General features: G+C 63.5%; 15 protein-coding genes and 1 tRNA gene. 4 read left to right on the forward strand and 12 right to left on the reverse strand.

Annotated features, from left to right (window positions below):
• The coding region (locus AC3AYF_RS07525; protein WP_487779573.1) for an anion permease at positions 1–208 on the forward strand (208 nt) is incomplete at its 5' end.
• Between the two features lie 125 nt (positions 209–333).
• Here the strand turns inward: AC3AYF_RS07525 and AC3AYF_RS07530 are convergent.
• Positions 334–410: transfer RNA gene (locus AC3AYF_RS07530), tRNA-Pro, on the reverse strand.
• Positions 411–667: 257 nt separating this feature from the next.
• Between AC3AYF_RS07530 and AC3AYF_RS07535 the strand changes: the two genes are divergently transcribed.
• The 3 genes from AC3AYF_RS07535 to AC3AYF_RS07545 all read left to right on the forward strand — a co-directional run bounded on the left by AC3AYF_RS07535 (position 668) and on the right by AC3AYF_RS07545 (position 4,285).
• On the forward strand, positions 668–1,036 hold the full coding sequence (locus tag AC3AYF_RS07535) for a CidA/LrgA family protein (protein WP_295041432.1): 369 nt from the start codon (positions 668–670) through the stop codon (positions 1,034–1,036).
• Positions 1,033–1,761, forward strand: a complete 729-nt coding sequence (locus AC3AYF_RS07540) for an LrgB family protein (protein WP_295041430.1) — start codon at positions 1,033–1,035, stop codon at positions 1,759–1,761. The genes AC3AYF_RS07535 and AC3AYF_RS07540 overlap by 4 nt, the downstream gene beginning before the upstream one ends.
• A gap of 163 nt (positions 1,762–1,924) precedes the next feature.
• Positions 1,925–4,285 (forward strand): right-handed parallel beta-helix repeat-containing protein, encoded by a 2,361-nt coding sequence (locus tag AC3AYF_RS07545; protein WP_487779574.1) that lies wholly within the window; start codon positions 1,925–1,927, stop codon positions 4,283–4,285.
• A 405-nt stretch (positions 4,286–4,690) separates the two neighbouring features.
• Here the strand turns inward: AC3AYF_RS07545 and AC3AYF_RS07550 are convergent, their stop codons facing one another.
• The 11 genes from AC3AYF_RS07550 to AC3AYF_RS07600 form a co-directional block, all read right to left on the reverse strand.
• Positions 4,691–6,658 (reverse strand): acyltransferase family protein, encoded by a 1,968-nt coding sequence (locus AC3AYF_RS07550; RefSeq protein WP_295038798.1) that lies wholly within the window; start codon positions 6,656–6,658, stop codon positions 4,691–4,693.
• Positions 6,659–6,805: 147 nt separating this feature from the next.
• Positions 6,806–7,864: an acyltransferase family protein gene (locus AC3AYF_RS07555; RefSeq protein WP_295038800.1), complete on the reverse strand. Its 1,059-nt coding sequence runs from the start codon at positions 7,862–7,864 to the stop codon at positions 6,806–6,808.
• A gap of 136 nt (positions 7,865–8,000) precedes the next feature.
• On the reverse strand, positions 8,001–9,362 hold the full coding sequence (locus AC3AYF_RS07560; protein WP_295038803.1) for an undecaprenyl-phosphate glucose phosphotransferase: 1,362 nt from the start codon (positions 9,360–9,362) through the stop codon (positions 8,001–8,003).
• 168 nt (positions 9,363–9,530) lie between these two features.
• A complete protein-coding gene (locus AC3AYF_RS07565; protein WP_295038804.1) occupies positions 9,531–10,463 on the reverse strand; it encodes a KpsF/GutQ family sugar-phosphate isomerase in 933 nt (310 codons plus the stop codon).
• A gap of 317 nt (positions 10,464–10,780) precedes the next feature.
• Entirely contained in the window at positions 10,781–11,356 is a 576-nt protein-coding gene (locus tag AC3AYF_RS07570) for a KdsC family phosphatase (RefSeq protein WP_295038806.1), read from the reverse strand.
• On the reverse strand, positions 11,356–12,201 hold the full coding sequence (gene kdsA / locus AC3AYF_RS07575; protein ID WP_295038807.1) for a 3-deoxy-8-phosphooctulonate synthase: 846 nt from the start codon (positions 12,199–12,201) through the stop codon (positions 11,356–11,358). Before kdsA ends, AC3AYF_RS07570 begins: the two co-directional genes overlap by 1 nt.
• Complete coding sequence (locus tag AC3AYF_RS07580; RefSeq protein ID WP_295038808.1) at positions 12,201–13,418, reverse strand: capsular polysaccharide export protein, LipB/KpsS family; 1,218 nt, start codon at positions 13,416–13,418, stop codon at positions 12,201–12,203. The genes kdsA and AC3AYF_RS07580 overlap by 1 nt, the downstream gene beginning before the upstream one ends.
• Entirely contained in the window at positions 13,411–14,496 is a 1,086-nt protein-coding gene (locus tag AC3AYF_RS07585; RefSeq protein ID WP_295038809.1) for a glycosyltransferase family 4 protein, read from the reverse strand. Before AC3AYF_RS07585 ends, AC3AYF_RS07580 begins: the two co-directional genes overlap by 8 nt.
• A gap of 4 nt (positions 14,497–14,500) precedes the next feature.
• Positions 14,501–15,661, reverse strand: a complete 1,161-nt coding sequence (locus AC3AYF_RS07590; RefSeq protein ID WP_295038811.1) for a hypothetical protein — start codon at positions 15,659–15,661, stop codon at positions 14,501–14,503.
• 105 nt (positions 15,662–15,766) lie between these two features.
• A complete protein-coding gene (locus AC3AYF_RS07595; RefSeq protein WP_295038813.1) occupies positions 15,767–17,110 on the reverse strand; it encodes a lipopolysaccharide biosynthesis protein in 1,344 nt (447 codons plus the stop codon).
• A gap of 55 nt (positions 17,111–17,165) precedes the next feature.
• Positions 17,166–18,022 (reverse strand): polysaccharide biosynthesis tyrosine autokinase (locus AC3AYF_RS07600; RefSeq protein ID WP_487779575.1); only part of this gene is annotated, 857 nt, incomplete at its 5' end.

An 18,022-nucleotide genomic window follows, 5' to 3' on the forward strand; every position in this document is an offset into this window, starting at 1 on the left:
CGATCCGCTGCTGATCACCGTGCCGGCCGCCATCGCGGCGAGCTGCGCTTTCATGATGCCGGTAGCCACGCCGCCCAACGCCATCGTTTTCGCCACGGGTCGAATGTCGATCCAGTCGATGATCCGCGCAGGCTTCTTCCTGAATATCGCGGGAACGGTGGTGGTGACGCTGATCTGCCTGGGATTGATCGAGCTGTTCTGGTTGTAGGGAGCGCCATAGCCGACGCGAGCCGAAGCCGGCATCAGGGACACATTCCGATGCCGGCTCCTCACGCAAGGCGAGGCAACGAAAAAAGGCCGCCGGACAGTGTCCGGCGGCCTTTCTCTCGTATCTGGTCGGAGCGACAGGATTCGAACCTGCGACCTCTGCAACCCCATTGCAGCGCGCTACCAAGCTGCGCCACGCTCCGATTTCGATCGGGCCACCAGCGGCGGTCCCTGCGAAACGCTGCGTATACTACCTTGCGGTCCCACAAATGAAAAGCGCTTCTTAAGGCTTTTTTTTCAATCGGTTGCGAAAGCCTCTTCGACACCGGCAGGCGAGGCGGAAAGCCCGTCGCGGCACCCGCCCGGCGGCGACGACATCGGTGAGCGCAAGCCTCGTCTCCATGGCGAGCCATGGGTACAATTTGCCGACATCGAGACCAAAGTCTAACAAGGTGGCGTCATGTCGTTGATTATCGGTATGTGCATACTGCTCGGCTGCCAGTTCCTGGGGGAAGTCATCAGCCGGGCGCTGTCCCTGCCCGTGCCCGGGCCGGTCCTCGGCATGCTGATTCTGCTGATCGGCCTGCTGATCCGCGGCAGCGTCCCCGCCAGCCTGAGGACCATGGGCGAAGGGCTGCTCAAGTACCTGACGCTGCTTTTCGTCCCTGCCGGGGTCGGCTTGATCCAGCATTTCGGACTGATTCGCCAGGAACTAGGGATTCTGATCGCCACATTGCTCGTCTCGACCTCGGTGACGATTCTCGTGACCAGCCAGATCCTCCAGCGCGTCGCCCGAAGGGGCCGGACCGCCGAGGAGAGAGAAGCATGAACGATCTCCGGCTCGAGCAGATCTGGGTCTATCTCTCCGCCAGCCCCCTGCTGCATCTGTTCGCCACGCTGCTGGCGTTCATTGTCGCCACGGTCATCAACCGCTGGGCGGGAGGAACGCCTCTGCTCCATCCCGTCATCGTCACCATCGCGCTGCTGATCGGCTTTCTGTTGCTGACCGGCACGGACTATCCGACCTATTTCCAGGGCGCCCAGTTTCTGCATTTCCTGCTGGGGCCCGCCACCGTGGCCCTGGCCATTCCGCTCTACGATCATCGGGAGCGGGTGCGCCGAATGCTCTGGCCTATCCTCATCGGTACGATCTCCGGCGTTGCCACGGCGGTGGTTTCCGCCCTGGGGATCGCCATGGCCCTGGGTGCCAATACCGAGACGGTACTCTCGCTGGCGCCGAAATCGGTGACATCGCCGATCGCCATGGGCATTGCCGAGAAACTGGGCGGCATCCCATCCCTGACCGCGGGGCTCGTCCTCATCACCGGCGTCGTCGGCTGCATCGTCGGCCCCTGGATCTTCCGCATGACTCGGATTACCGACCCTACCGTTCAGGGATACTCGATGGGGCTGGCAGCCCACGGCTTCGGCACGGCCTACTGCTTTGCCTCGATCGGCGCGGTTGCCGGCGCCTTCTCCGGCCTGGCGATGGGAATATCGGGGCTGATCACCGCGTTCCTGCTGCCTCCGCTCGTCCATCTGTTCGGACTTTGAGCCACGCGGCCGAACCGGCCTCCCATGGCGCATCGCCCGGCACCTCTCAGGGTGTTTACTCGATGCCCCATCCCTCTTACAAAAGAACAACGCTTCGCTAAGGCATCGTCCCTGTCGAGCCCGGATAATGCGACTAACGGATTAGGCTCAGGCGAACAGCGATATGGAATTGAAAACCTTCTTTGCGCAAGGAAGCGACGGTCGCGTCATTACCCCTGCACGGGTCGCCGTATACTCCCTCGAGGGCGCCGATCCGGTAAACACGCTCCGCAACGCCGACGGCGATCCGCTCGACAATCCCTTCTCCGCTGGCGACGAGGGCCAGATCCAGTTCGCGGCACCCAACGGACACTATCGCATCGAGGTCAGTAGCGACGGCAGCCAGCAACGCCTGAGCACGCAGTTCTTCGATCAGGGCGAGGTTCACTCCGCCTCCGGCCGACAGTCTCTGACCGAGGCGCTCGATCAACGGCTGCTCGTGGTCGAGTCGGTCGATACCCTCAGGCGCTGGCCCGCAGATCGCGTACCCGACGGTTGCGCGGTCATCTGCCGCCGCTTCCACCACGACCTGGCGGACGAGGTCAATGTCGAACTGACACGGTGCGTGGCATGGGACGACCCGTCGCGAGCCGGCCAACGAGCCTGGCTGGCTGCCGATGCCCAGCCCGACTATCACTACTTCACGCTATGGGCCGATGATGGCGCGGCGTATCTCCACGACAGTCACGTCGTCCACCTGCTCAAGGTGGGATTTCGCGCCGATTACGGCGCCGGCGACGACCGGCGCTCCGGCACGGACGAATCGGCCTGGCTCCAGGAGACCCTCGACAAGACCCCCTATCGCACCAAGTACCTGCCCAGCCTGCCCGCAGAACGGGGGCTCTACGTCGGCAAGCGGCGGATCCGGCTCTGCTCCGGCACCCGCATCATCGGCGATGGGGCGCTCGCCAACAGCCGCATCGTCAGCGACTACGTCGGTGCCTCTTTTCGCGACGGCCTGTTGTGGCTGCGCGAACCCCACGTCGTGGAGGCCTGGGCCGAGGGGCGCCCTGCCGGCGATGTCGACCGCGGCTTCAGCCACGACATCGAGCTGCGGGGGCTGACCTTCGAGGCCAGCGACTTCGCCAGCGCCGCGGCCACAATGGTCTGCGTGCGCGGCGTCGACTACCACGACAACCATCACGTTCGCTGCGGTGGCATCAAGTTCTTCCACGAACTGGAGCTCAACCGCCGCTATTCCCTCGCCCACGAGGACGATCCCACGACCGACAACGCCGTCCTCGCGGGTTTCGATCCGACCACGCCGGACGATCTCAACCAGGCCATTCGAATCAGCCACCTCACCGGCGGCACCGACCGGTACAGCTATACCCCCGGCGACGGCAAGGCGGCCGTCGCCGTGCGCCTCAACTTCGTCAGAGACTTCAGCATCTCCCACGTGCGCATGGACTACTGCAACATTTCCGGCTGGGGCGGATCGGCCCGGCCCGGCAAGGGTGGCGAACTACGCTGGATGCGACGCCTGCGCGACGGCTATATCAGCGACGTCCACTGCACGCGGTCCAACGGCGCGATCTATTTCAACAATGCCCACAACGTCAAGATCTTCGGCTGCAGCGCCAGGGACGTCAGCGATACGGCGTTCGATTTCGAAGGCTGCACCTACTGCCTGTTCGATGGCATCCACTCGGTCAATGCCGGCAATTTCGGCATCTCGGTCTTCTACGCGACCCGCGGCAACGTGATCAAGAACTTCCACGCGCTGCAGACCGCCGAAGCGGCACGACTGCGCGAGCGCTACGCGACGCAACGCTTCAAGCCGGGGCTGGGGAAGACGCTGTTCCGGCGCCTGGCGGGATTCGAGGATCCGGATTTCGAGCAGGACATCGTGCTGGATACCGGCTCTTTCGTCTACGAGGGGGAAGGCTTTGGCCTGGTGGCAGTCGACTCCTGGGTCAACGTCACCTATCGCAACGTCAATCACCATGACGTCGTGATGGACCTGCGCGCGCACAGCAACGCGCGGGAACAGTACCTGCAGGACAACCGTTTCACATTCACCAAGCCGGCAGCGGACGGCGACGCCCTCGTCGCCATCGGCCCCAACAGTTCAAGTTACGCCCGCTGGCAAGGCGGGGTCATCCAGTCGACGGTCGAACAGCCGTCGGGAGTGATACCACTGCTGGCCCAGGGGCGTGCCTACGCGGGCGTGACCATCGTCGACATCATGGAGTGTCGAATCGACGTGCCCGGCGTCGACACCTCGATCCTGATCGGCGATGTCCGCCGCTCGGGCCGCGCGCCCGGGCACGCCTTCCGGCTCCACGGCAACCTCGTGACCGCCGGGAGCCGGATCGAGATCCTGAATATCAACCAGCGAGCCGGTGGCGCGGCGCTCCAGTTGGAAGCCCTGAACAACCGAGACCTGAGCTTCTCCCCCGTCGACGCCGAGACCGACCAGGGCGATGGCGTCGCACGCTACCGGGCGCTGCGCGTCGGTCTCAAGGCGACCCGCTCGCGCTGAGCCGCACTCGGGGGGAACGCGTCGCCACGGTTGCAAGCGGCTTCACGACGGCGCGGTCCGCTCGCTTCCGTTCGACATGCCAGGCTTGCCCAGCACGATGAGCGCATCCGCCTGACGAAGACGCACGGCCCCCGAGGTTGGCGTTTGCTGACCCCGGCCTGCGGGGCCTGGCGACATCGGCGATGGCCTGGATGATCGCCCGCCTGCTTCCCTGGCCCAGGACGGGATGGCGATGATCGCCAGGCCGCCAAGTCCCGCGACCAGTACTTGACGTCGACTCGGCATGAGGCACTCTCCTGCAAGTGGTGGGGTCGATGAGTGGGCGCACGCAGTCGATATCGGCCATGAGGACGGCCCACTGGCAGCGGCGGAAGCGCTTGCGGCCTGCCGCCGGCGTCTCACGCCTCAGCGCCCCCGGGGTGGATCGTCGAACCGCGACTCTGCCCGATCCAGCGCCGCGATGATGCGATCCGCCGCCAGATAGGAGAACGTGTTGGTGATGTGATGATCGTCGCGGTAGACCAGTACGTTGTCCCGCAGCGGCGAGCAGCGTTGGTCGTCGCAGAACAGATCACTCAGATCTGCGAACTGGACGTTCGGCAGCTGGACCTCGTCGGTGGGCGACTGCGCCTTCAACACCGAACGCCTGGGGATGGAACAGGCCACGCTCGGATCGTCCTGGAGGTCGACGCACTTGGGCACGTCGAAGCCGTACCAGGGGTTGTCGCGTATCGCGAGCACATCGATGCCTGAGTCGGCCAACCGCCGCCAGACTTGACGATATCCCTCCGGCACGCGCTCCTCCGGCCCCTGCCCCCGAGTCGCGGTGGTAAACACCAGATCGGGTTTCAACTCGCCGAGACGCTCGAGCGCCTCGCGATTCCACGCCAGACAGGAAGGATTGACCTGATAACGGGCATGCGGGTCGGTCGATAGCATACAGGCCCCCTTGGTCATCGAGATCAACCGGAACTTCTCCCGCTCCGCCGCCACCCTCAGCGCCGCCAGCCAATGCTGGGCATGGGAGCCGCCCGCGAGCACGACCGTATAGTCCGCTTCCGGATCGCCGTAGGTGCACTCCCGGACCCCAGGCTGCAGATAGTTCTGATGGCAGCCATCATAGGAGGAAGCGGGCAAATCCAGGCTGGCGATCAGGGTCGACGGCTGGAGATCGTCGCCGGCAACGTCGGGCGCGCGCAGGAACGTCGCGAGTTCCGACCTGGCTGCCGCGCTACGCCCTTGATAGTCCTGGTACCACACCGCCAACGAGGCCAAGGGAAACGCCATCAACAGCACGCAGACGCCATAGGTATAAACCCGCCGGCGAGACAGCAGTGGCGAACGCCGCACCGGCGTCTCCAGGGCCCATGTCGTCACGAAGGCGAGCACCCCGGCACCGCCGATGATCGCCAGCCCCGGGAGGAGGCCGACATCGAACTCCCCGGTGGCGTAGCGATAGAACGAGAGCAGCGGCCAGTGCCAGAGATAGAACGAAAACGACATGTCGCCGAACCAGACGACGAACCGATTGTTCAGCAACCGCATGTCGCACCGGTTTCGCGCCGCGATGACGATACCTGCCGCGGCAAGCACCGGCACCAGGGCGACCACCCCGGGGAACAGGGTCGAAACGTCGAGAAACAGGGCGAAGGTCGTCAACACGATCAGCGAGACCCAGCCCAGCACCTTTGCGGCGGGCGGTGACAGCGAGACCCGCGAGACACCGAGCGCCAGCAACCCGCCGAGGGCGAATTCCCAGGCCCGGGCGAAGGTGTCGAAATAGGCCCAGGACTGGTTCTTGTCGGTGATGTAGATGCTGTAGCAGAGCGACAGCACGGTGACCGCCAGCAACAGCAGCACGCAGAATGAATTGTCCCGGCGCCCCCGGCGCGCATCGAACTTCAATCCCGCCCAGAGCAGCAGCGGAAACGCGAAATAGAACTGCACCTGGACCGCCAGGGCCCAGAGCTGCTGGAACGGCGACGGCGGCGCCCCCTGCTGGAGATAGTCGGTGGCGGTCAACGCCAGCGACCAGTTTTCCAGGAACAGGATCGACGCCATCCCATGCTTGATCTGGTTGCGCCACATCGAGTCCGGCATCAACCACATCGACAGCAGGATCGTCGCGCACACCACCAGCGCCGCGCCCGGCAGCAACCGCCGCAGCGTCTTGCCGTAGTAGTCCAGCACGTCGGCCAACGACAGCGGCGCCCGACGTGTCAGCGATCCCACGACGAAGAAGGCGGCAACCACGAAGAAGACATCGACGCCGCCCGAGACGCGCTGAATCCAGATGTGATAGACGGCGACCATCAGCGCCGCGACGGCTCTCAGGCCCTGAATCTCGTAGAGATACTTCCTTTCCTTACCCAACGAATGGCTCCTTTCCATTCCATGCGCCCTTTTCCCCGCGACGGCGGACGGCTGACGTCCGGCCATCCGGCGAAAAGCGCTTTTCATGCCTGTGCCGACGATCGGCGGTCTCTCCTGCGTCAAGCCCCTGTCCAGGGGGCATCGGCATCAGGCCCGGCTTCCGACCCGGACCTGGCGCCCCTTCAGGTTGTAGGCGAACAGGAATCTGACCGCCGCCCAGCGTTGAGACATCCGTGCCAGAACGCAGCAGCAAAGGAAGGTGACGCCGAAAAGCAGCCCGAACACCAGGTTGGCATTCGAATCGGGCATCGCTTTCGACAGAACCGTGACCACCACCAGGATGATCGGCATGTGGGCCACGAAAAGCACGATCGACTGGCGGCCGCACCACTGCAGCAGTGTCGTGCAGCGTTGCACCCACCCGAGCATGGCGAGACGCGCCAGCGGCACCAGTGACGCCAGGGAGATAAGCAGGTAGACCGGTGAGAAAGGATGCAGCGGCATCAGATACCCGGCCAGGCAGACCGCGACCAGCAGCCAGACCACGAATGGATTCAGGCGCGCGAGCCCGTCGGCGAATCCGCTCAGGTTCTCGCCCAGCCAGCCGCCGAGCATGAAGAAGACCGCGTAGAAGACGATCTTGGTCGGTAGCGTCGGCACCATCCGGCCGTCGTCGTCCGGCACCAGCAGCCAGTCGGGGGCCAGATGCTGGGCCAGGTAGAAATAGAGCAGGTAGCCGACCAGCGTCACCGCGACCGCGCCCTTGGCACTCAACTTGAACAGGAAGAAAGCGAGGACGTAGTAGATGAACAGGCAGTACAGGAACCAGAGATAGTTGTAAGGCAGGATCAGCAGCGGAAACAGCTCGTCCGGCATCGGCTCGTTCATCAGCACCCAGCGCAGTGAATAAAGCACGAAGGCGACGAGTGTCCACACCACATAGGGATGAGCGATGTTCTTGAGCTTTCCGGTGAAGAAGCGGCGCGGCCCCTTCTGCAACGACCGCGCCACCATCAGTCCCGACAGGAACATCAGCACCGGCATCCTGAACGGCGCCAGATATTCCGACATCAGCGGGAGCCAGGACCAGAGTCCGTCATAGCGAATCGAAATCCCGTACTGGGAGTGAAGCACGATCACCAGGACGACCGCCGTCCCTCTGACGAGATCGATCCATCGATAGCGTGCTGCCGTCGTCTGTTCCACGAGAGCTTTCCTTGGGCATTGGGTTGAATCGCGCCGCGTCCGCGCCTCCGATGCCACAGCGGGTGACGTCGCAGCCGGGATCGCGTTCGATGTGAGAGGTCGGCGGCCGCCGGCGGCGACCGGACGCACGGAGGGATCAGTAGGCGTTGTTGCCGGTGAAGCCCTTGAAGACCGTCAGGAAGATGATCTTGAGATCCAGCAGCAGGGACCAGTTGTTGATGTACCAGAGGTCGTGCTCGACACGATGCTGCATCTTGTCCAGCGTATCGGTCTCGCCGCGAAAACCGCGCACCTGGGCCCAGCCGGTAATTCCCGGCTTCACCATGTGCCGCTGCATGTAGGATTCGACCAGGTCCTTGTAGTACTCGTTGTGCGCCAGCGCATGGGGACGCGGGCCGACGATCGACATGCGCCCCTGAATCACGTTGATGAACTGCGGCAATTCATCCAGCGAGGTACGGCGCAGGAACGCGCCGACCCGCGTGATTCGGGGATCCCGCCGCGTGGCCTGAGCGACCTGGCCGTTCTCCTCCTGATGCATTTTCATCGAGCGAAACTTGTAGACCTGGACGTCGTGGCCATTGGCGCCGGTGCGCAGCTGCTTGAACAGCACCGGGCCGGGGGATGAAAACTTGACCGCGATGGCGCAAGCCGCGCAGACCGGCGCGATCAGCAACAGGATCAAGCCGCCGATGACGATATCCTCGAGCCGCTTGACCCACAGTGCACTGCCGGCTATCGGGCTGACGCTCAGATCGATGGCGTGGGTGCCGGCGATATGACTGACCCGATGGTTGAGCAGCGGGATGTCGGCAAAATGGGGAATGAAGCGAATTTCCAGCGGCAGGTGGCGGAGGTTGTACATGATCGCCTTGACGTGCTCGCCCTCGGATACCGACAGGCAGATCCACACCTCCTTGGCACCCGACTTCTCCACCCGGCGAGCCAGGTTGCGCGGCGCCTTCTCCGCCCGCAGCACGCGCCCGCGGCAGACACCGGCGATCGCATACCCCTGCTCCTGGTGTCGACGCAATGAACGCGCCACATCGAGCAGATTCTCTTCCGGACCGACCAGGAACACCTTGCGTCGATTGCGGATGCTGCCGTTGTGGTACATCGTCAGCATCATCAGCAGTGCCCGGGAGGCGGCGACCAGGCAGAACGACAGCATGAAGGTGAACACCAGCCACTGCCGGGAGACCTCGTCCGACAGCTTGAGCAGGAACATCAGGATGCTCACGGCCGCGAATACCGCGGCCCACACCCACAGCAGCCGATAGATCCGGCTGCGCAACCGGGTGGAACGCCACTTGCTGTAGCCGCCGCCGGACAGGTTGATCAGCACGACGGCCAACGCCATCACGATCAGCACCAGCGCATTCACGCTCTCCAGTCGCGGTGTCTGGAACCGAATCCCGTTGGCGAGAATGCCCGCCAGCAGGATTGCCATGACGTCGATCAACGGTGCCAACCGCCTGACAGGATTCAGACTTTTCATATTCGTTCTCCCGATACCATCCTGGTAACCCTTGACATAGCTGTTGTTGAAAACTGCTGTCGGATCTCATTCCCGGGGTGGTTTCAAACCCCGTCATCGAGATCCAGGCGCAAAAGCGCCCGGGGAGATCACGTTCGGTCTCGACGGACAGCCGCCCGAACGCACCCGCTACTTCTGGAAAACACCCACCAGCTGGTCGTTGTCGAAAACCAGCAATGCATTGATTTTCCTGGAATCCATCATCGCCAATGCATCCTCGACACGAGCAGTCGGGGCGATTCGCGACGCCTGCGGCGTCATGAAGTCGTAGGCCTTCCTGGAGAAGACGTATTCGCCGTACTTCTCGATGGCACGGCGAATGTCACCATCGGTGATGACGCCCCAACTGCCGTTGTGCTGGACGACCGCCATCCCCAGCTGCCCCCGCGACATCGCCTGGATCACATCGAGCACCTCCGCCTCCGCCTTGACCACCGGCAGGTTCTCGCTGCGCATCTCGTGCTCGACCCGGCTCAACAGGCGGCGTCCGAGCGAGCCTCCCGGGTGGAACCGGGCAAAGTTCTCGGGCTGGAAGTCCCGCGCCTTCATCAGCGTCACCGCCAGCGCGTCTCCCATCGCCAGCGTGGCGGTGGTCGACGACGTCGGCGCCAGCTGCAGCGGACAGGCCTCCTCGATGACGCCGATATCGAGATGACTGTGGGAAGCCCGCGCCAGGGTCGAGCTTCGGTTGCCGGTCATGCCGACCAGATAGTTGCCGTTGTCCTTGAGATACGGGATCAGCTTGACGACTTCCTCCGTTTCCCCCGAATTGGAGATCGCCAGGAAGACGTCGTGGGGCGTCACCATGCCCAGGTCGCCGTGATAGGCCTCGCCCGGATGCATGAAGAAGCTCGGGCTGCCGGTGCTCGCCAGGGTGGCCGCTATCTTGCGACCGACGATCCCGGACTTGCCCATGCCGCAGACGATCCCCCGCCCCGGGGTCTGCAGGATGGCGTCGATGGCGGCGCTCAGGTCGTTGTCGAGCTTGCGGGAGACCTCCAGAAGCGATTCGGCTTCCTTGACGAAGACCTGTCGGGCCGTTTCCAGATATTCCAGATTCATGCTGTGCTCCTCCCTGACGCTGGTTGCTGCCAGGCCGAAATGGCTGACTGCCGTCGGCGGACCGACGACGCCGTACCAACGGCATCGAGGCCCGTGATTCGAGAGCGCGCGGACGCGCGCCATCGGTGATACGAAGGTATCGATAGGATCGAATGGGGTGAGGCCGAGCCTCGGTAACGCTAGGGTTCCGAGATCGAGCGCCCGGCTCTCGGCAACGCCACCGACCGGCCAGGTGGTGGCTCACTCAGGGCGCCGGATGGGGAATCCGGCGCCTGGATAACGTGCGGGAGGCGCAGGCAGGCGGCCTCCCGACGGATTCACTGAACGATGCGGCGCAGCGCCTCGTCATCTCCCAGCAGATGCGCGTACATCCCGGCCAGGTCGAGGCCGCGCGCCGAGAGCAGGTCTTCGGCGATCTCGCGTGCGACACCGCGCCCGCCCTCGGCTTTCGTCACGTAGTCGGCTGTATCGAGAACCAGAGGATGGGCATCGGCCGGGGCATAGGCCGCGGCGACTTCCCGCATCACCGGGATATCGATGACATCGTCGCCCGCGAACGCGATGCGGTCGGCAGCGATGCCCTGCTCCTCGGCGATCTGCTGGATGGCTTCGAGCTTGCGACTGAAGCCGATCTTGATCACGTCCATGCCCAACTGGGTGGCCCGTGTCATCAGCGGCTGGCTCGATTTGGCCGACAGCACGCCGCTCTTGATGCCGTGCTGCCGCAGCAGCCCGATCGCGACACCGTCACGCACATTGAACGGCTTGAGCGCTTCCCCCTCCGGCCCGATCAGCAGCGTGCCATCGGTCAGCACGCCGTCGACATCGAACAGCACGAGTTCGATCTGGTCACGACGATCCGGACGGGAAATCGATCGATTTCGACGTTCCATCAATCGATCTCGACCGGGGGCAGGCTCTTGACCAGATCGTCTACCGCCTTGATCTGGGCCAGGAACGGTTCCAGCTTGTCGAGCGGCAGCGCGCTGGGGCCATCGCAGCGCGCGTTGTCGGGGTCGGGATGCGACTCGAGAAAGAGACCGCCCAGCCCCACGGCCATTCCGGCGCGGGCGAGCTCGAGAGCCTGGCGGCGACGCCCGCCCGAGGCCTCGCTGGTCGGATCACGGCGCTGCAGGCTGTGGGTCACGTCGAAGATCACCGGCGCGCTGCCGCTGACGTCCATCATCTCGCGAAAACCCAGCATGTCGACGACCAGATTGTCGTAGCCGAAGCAGCTGCCGCGTTCGCACAGGATGACCTGCTCGTTGCCCGCTTCGGCGCACTTGTCGACGATATTCTTGACCTGCCCCGGACTCAGGAACTGCGGCTTCTTGATATTGATCGGCTTGCCGGTCCTCGCCATCGCCACGACCAGGTCCGTCTGGCGGGCCAGAAACGCCGGCAACTGGATCACGTCGGCGACCTCGGCGACGGGCTGCGCCTGCGCTACCTCGTGCACGTCGGTGATCACCGGCACGTTGAACTCGCGTTTGACCGCCTCGAAGATTTTCATCCCCTCGTCGAGGCCGACACCGCGGAAGGAGTGGATCGAGGAGCGGTTGGCCTTGTCGAACGAGGCCTTGAACACGTAGGGAATGCCCAGTTTGCCGGTCACTTCGACATAGGCCTCGCAAGCCCTCAAGGTGCTGTCGAGATCTTCCAGCACGTTGATGCCGCCAAACAGCGTGAAAGGCGCGTCGTTGGCCACTGCCAGCCCGCCGACCGATACGGATTTCATCAAGCCACCTCACTTCTATCCATTGAATGCAATCTTGCGCGGTCCATAAGCTTAACGAAGTTCGCCTCGCTGAAGGGAGTATCCTGAAAGTAGTCCTCGTTCACCAGATAGTGATCGATGTAGGCCGCCAGGCGACGCTCGCTGAAATGCGCGTAGAAGGTATTGCCCAGAAACGTCACCTTCTTGTCCAGCAGCTTGGCCTCGAGACCCACCGTGGAGTTGATGGTCACCACCTCGGCGGCCCGATCCAGCAGCTGGAAGGTATTCTCGTTGACGATGAGGAAGTCGTGCTCCGCACGCAGCCCGGCCAGAATCGACGGAATGGCCTGGTTGATCTCCGCGGGATGGGGCTTGATCACCAGTCGCAGCCCCTTCTCCCTGGCCATCGCGATCGCGTCCTTGAGGCCGTCGATCACGCTGTTCTTGCGGTAGTTCAGAATGATCTGGGCGTCGGTGCTCACCTGCATCGGAAAGAACAGGTAGGGCGTTGCCCAATCCATCTCGTCAAGCACGACTTCATCCGCCTTGCGGAGCTTCCTCAGCTCGTCGAAGCCGTAGGCGTTCTCGCCGGCATAACCCAGGATCGCCTCGAGACGGCATCCCACGACCTGGACGAACTTCTGGAACACCGTCTTGAAGTCGAGCTTGCGCGCCTGCCCGATCACGTGCCGCTTCATGCGCGCGGCGGTGTATTCGCGCTTCCAGCGACGAAAGGCCTCGAGATCGACCGGGTAATCGTCCAGTACCTCGACATGCTCGTACAGATAGGACTGCATGTCGGTGCCCTGGGGATCCGCGAAGGTCTTGTTGCCGATATTGCCGTAGCCGGTGTAGAGCACGTCGATGTCATTGGCCCGGGCGTGGTCGGCCAGCGCCGACTGGGAGGCGAGCCGGCCGCTCGGCAGGATATAGAGATCCCATTGGCGCCTGGGTTGCTCGCGCTCGATGAAGTCCGCGAAACCGGAGTAGACCCTGTCGGCCTGAGCATGGGTCAAGCGGCCGGTCAGGATACTGAAGTTGTTCTCCCGGCAGGTACGTCCCCGACCCCGGCGCGGCATGAACACCGTCTCGCGCTTGAGCGTCAGGTAGACGTACATGATCAGGTTGTTGGCCACGAACTCGACACGGCAACCGCTGGCGCCGGGCGCGGCGAAGACGCGCTTGAAGAAGCGGTAGTCCTCGGGGTTGGAGATATTGATCAGAACCTGACTATACATAGCACTGCCCGTTATGCTGGTAGAGTTTCAAGAGTTCGGTATTCATGCTGACCGGCGAGAAATCCCGCTCGTAGCGCTCACGGCAGCGCCGCCCCATCGCCTGCCGGTCGCAGCGGTCGAAAGCGGCCATCGCCGTGGACAAGGAGGCCGGGAAATCGTCGAAATCGAAGACGAAGCCGGTATCGCCATGGCTCACCAGTTCGGGCAGCGCACCGCGGTTCGAGCAGATCACCGGCGTGGCGTTCCGGTAGGCTTCCAACACCACCAGGCCGAATCCCTCCCAGCGACTGGGAACGATCAGCGCCTTGGCCCGCGCGATCAGTCCGTCCAGCGCGGTATTGTCCTGCCAGCCGAGAAATTCCATGTTGTCCCGGGCGGTGAACGTGGCATCGGAATCGACGACATTGCCGCCGACGATCTTCAGCAGCGGGCGATCTTCGCCCCAGAACGCGTGGAGCTTGTCGAACCCTTTCTGACGATCGAAACGCCCGATGAACAGATAGAAATCCTCCTTGCGCCCTTCGCCGATCGCTTCCCGGGTATCGCGCACGCAGTTCTTGATCAGCAGCGTCTTCTCCCCCATCCCGGCCCGTTCCAGCAACGTGCGCTCATACTCCGAGATGGCGACGACACCGTCGGTGCGCCGATACAGCGCCCTCTCCACCCACTGGATGCCATGCCGCTTGAGGCCGGAGATGCGATGCGGGTCGAACGCGACCCCATGGGGCTGATAGATCAACTTGGCGCCATGGAAAGAGATCGGCAGCGTGCGGCAGAGAAAACCGGCGAAGGTGCTGTGGACATGCACTACATCGGGGCGCGCCTGGGAAACCGCGCCGCGCAGACGCATGGCCAGGTGTTTCAGTCGCTGGATCCGGCCGGCCCCGTCGAACCCGATGACGTGGATCTTGTTTTTCAACTCCGCGATGTCGCCCAGGTTGATCTCCTCGAGCTGGGTGAGCGGCAGCAGTACCGACACGGCCTCGACTTCCGGACGCCGCGCCTGCTCGGCCACCACGTTGTTCAGATACGTGGCGATGCCGCCGGTCACCGTCTCGCAGACATGCATGATTTTCATGAATTCACTCGCTGAAAGAGAGCATTACCAGCAGGCAATAGATGATGAAGGTCGGGACCAGGACCAGCGCGGCATCGGAGAAGGTGGCGACCCAATACATCACGCATCCGATCGAAGCGGCGCGACTGATCGGCCGGGTCGTGTCGAAAAGGCTCCGCGCCATCACGATGTTGGCGAAGAACATCAGAAAGGGGATCAGTCCGATCAGGCCGACGAACTCCGCGATGGAGACGTAGGGAATTTCGTAGGACCAGTAGATCGGTGTGCTGGAGATCAGACCGGCATCGAAGAAGTACTCCAGGTAAGCCGCCCGGCCACCCAGATTGCTGTCGAAGAGGAACGTGACGTCCTTGCCCATCATGCCCAGCAGCCCGATGATGCCCGGTACCACCAGGCACACCGCAAGGCAGATCACGATCAGCTTCTTGACCGAGATGGCCTTGTTGAAGATCAGGTACTCGAAGGCGCAATAGATGAGCAACAGCGCCCAGGCGGTGCGCGAGAGCGTCAACATGATCGTCAGCATCAGCGCCAGGAGCCACAGACGGTTCTTCTCGATGACGGCGAAGACCGGCAGCAGCATGATCATGCAGACCGCATAGATGTTGCCGTTGTTGTAGGTCGAGAACAGCTTGTAGATCCCGCCCCGGTCGTTCATCCGGGCCTCGAGGGTCTGTTCGGCACCGAAGGTCGTCGTCAGCGCGGGAATGGAGAAGTACTGCCCGGTGCCGATCTTGAGAACGAAGAGAAAGAGGCCGAAGGCGACCGCGAACCGAATACAGTTGCGCAGGCAGACCAGGAGATAGCGAACGTTCTCCGCCGACAGCCGTTTCGACCACACGTAGAAGAAGATCGGCACCACGATCAGCGCCATGATGTAGCCGAAGTAGATCCCGACGCTGGCAATGCCATTGAGCAGCGTCACCGTCAGGAACAACGCCCAGAACGGCATCAGCAACCAGATGTAGATCGAGTAGCGATCCTGGCGACCGAGTTGCCCCGTTCCCAGGATCGCCTTGATGAACAGGATCGGGAACGAGAAGCAGATCAGCAGATAGATGGTATTGAGGGGAATGCCGCCCACGGCGACCCCCGATTTCGGTAGCGCAATGGCAAAGATGATCGCCATCGCCACGAACAGCCGTTTGGCGTTGATTACCAGCATGTCTCTCGCTATCCATTAACAGCCGACGGCAATCCGTGGCCTGCGGTTTCGATCAAGGTGTGGTGCGGAGCCGAATCGTCTCCGCTCCCGGGCATCAGCGGCGTTTCAGCGCCGGATCGGCAGCATGAGAATGCCCATGCGGCGCCAGACGAAGCATGCCGCGACCAGATTCTGCATCCCCAGCACCATGGCGAGGGAGATCGCCGCACCGACCGCTCCCCACAGCGGGATCAACACCACGAAGGCCAGCAGCCCCAGGGCGCTGCAGACCAGGGAGATATTGCGCATCACCTTCTCCCGCCCCGTCATCGTCAGCAGAAACCCCACCGAGCCGAACGACACGTTGACGAGATGGCCGATGACCACGATGCGCAGCAGGCTCGCCGCCTCGCGGAACTCCGCCCCGAACCAGCCCAGCACCCACTCCGGGAAGAGAAAGCAGACGATCGCCAGCGGCGTCGCCATGCCGGCCGCCACCATCGAGCTCTGACGGGCCAAGCGCCCCAGCGCTTCATGCTCTCCGCGGTGGAACAGCTGCGCGAAGCGCGGCGGGAAGACCGCATTGATGACCAGCAGGATGAAGCTGATGACCATGCCGACCCGCTCGGCGGATTTGAACAACCCCAGGTCGGCGTGGCTCAGCAGCGCCCCGGCAATCAGCATCGCCACCACCTGCTGGAGAAACATCGACAGGTTCAGCACGATGAAACTCTGCGCGGTGGCGAAGAACTCGCTGCGGCGAGGCGGCGCCTCGGCCCCCATCCCTTCGCCCCGCCGAACGGCGGGATGACGACGCAGCCAGAGCACCATCTGCAACGCCCCCTGCAGGCACACCAGCCAGGCCGACAGACAGAATGCCCAGCCGGCCTGTGGCAGCGAGCGGGAACCGGTGACGAGGACCATGGCCAGAATGCAGATGGCGGCCAGCAGCGATATCGAGCCGTTCTCCTGCAGGCTCGCCCTGGCCGGCATGTGCACGCCTTTCAGGAACCCCGCCAGCACGAACGACAGCGTAAAGGCCGGCGTCGCCACCGCGATGCTGATCAGCAGCGACGACAGCTCCGGCGAACCGAAAGCCTCGGCGATCTGGCGGTGCAGCAGGCCGATTCCGCCCCCCAGGAGCAGACTCAGCCAGCCCGCCCGCACCATCGCCCAGCGCAGGTAGCGCATGATGTTGGGACTGGCGTTGTCCTGGCTGATGTAGCGCATCAGCGAGCCGTTGAGGCCGTAACAGGCAATGATGCCCGCACCGAAGATGACGCTCTGGGCCAACGCGAAGACACCCACGCCCTGGGCGCCGTAGAGGCGCCCCAGGACGACACCCAGCAGGATCGTGCCCAGTGCGGCGATGCCCCGGGCGGCAAAGGTGCGGCAGAGGTTGACGAACAGGTCGCCACGCAACCGCGAAACGATCCGGACGTGCCTGTCGCCCAGCAGAGAAAGGCTCATGACGATAGTCCCGGCATCGGATCAAGCCGTTCGAATGCGAAGGGTCGGGTATCCATCATTTGTAGCTGTAGTGGTAGTAGCCGTAGCCGTACTCGGTAGCGGCCTTGCGCTCCACGGCATTGAAGATGGCGCCTCGGGGCTCGACGCCCGAAGTCTTCAGCCGGCTGATCGCCAGCTCCATCTCCTTGACCGGGTTGGTCTGGAAACGGGCAAGTATCAGCGTCGTGCCCACCTGCTTGCCGATGATGGCCGCATCGGTCACCGCGAGAATCGGCGGAGAGTCGACGATGACCAGGTCGAAGCGCTCGCTGACCTGGGCCAGGAATTCGCTGAAGCGCGACGTCATCAGTAGCTCGGAGGGATTCGGTGGCGCCATGCCACGAGCGACGTAATGCAGATTGTCCACGTTGTCGACCGTGCGGATCACCTGCTCGAGACCCTGCTTGCCGGAGAGCACATCGCTCAGCCCGTTCTCGGAGGCGGCCCCGAAGGCGCTATGGATCTGCCCTTTGCGCATATCCGCGTCGACGACCAGCACGCGCTGCCCCGATTGGGCACACACCGCTGCCAGATTGACGCTGACGAAGCTCTTGCCCACGCCGGGGCTGGGCCCGGTGATCATCAGGCGATTGTCGCCGGCCTCGAGCATGGCAAAGTGAAGACTGGTCCGCAGGCCGCGCAGCGCCTCCACCGAGACATCGGCGGGATTGCGGGCGGCCAGCAGGCCTCTGGGGAAGCTGCGGCCTTGCTCCTTGCTGGAGCGCTTCACGCGTCGGTTCAGCTTGCCCTGCTCGTCCGACAACGGAATGGTGGCGTAGACCGGCAGTCCCAGATCCTCGATCTGCTCCTGGGTTTCGATACCGCGGTTGAACAGCGCCCGCAGGAAGACGGCGGCGACCCCGACGATCAACC

Source organism: Salinicola sp. (assembly GCF_982684285.1).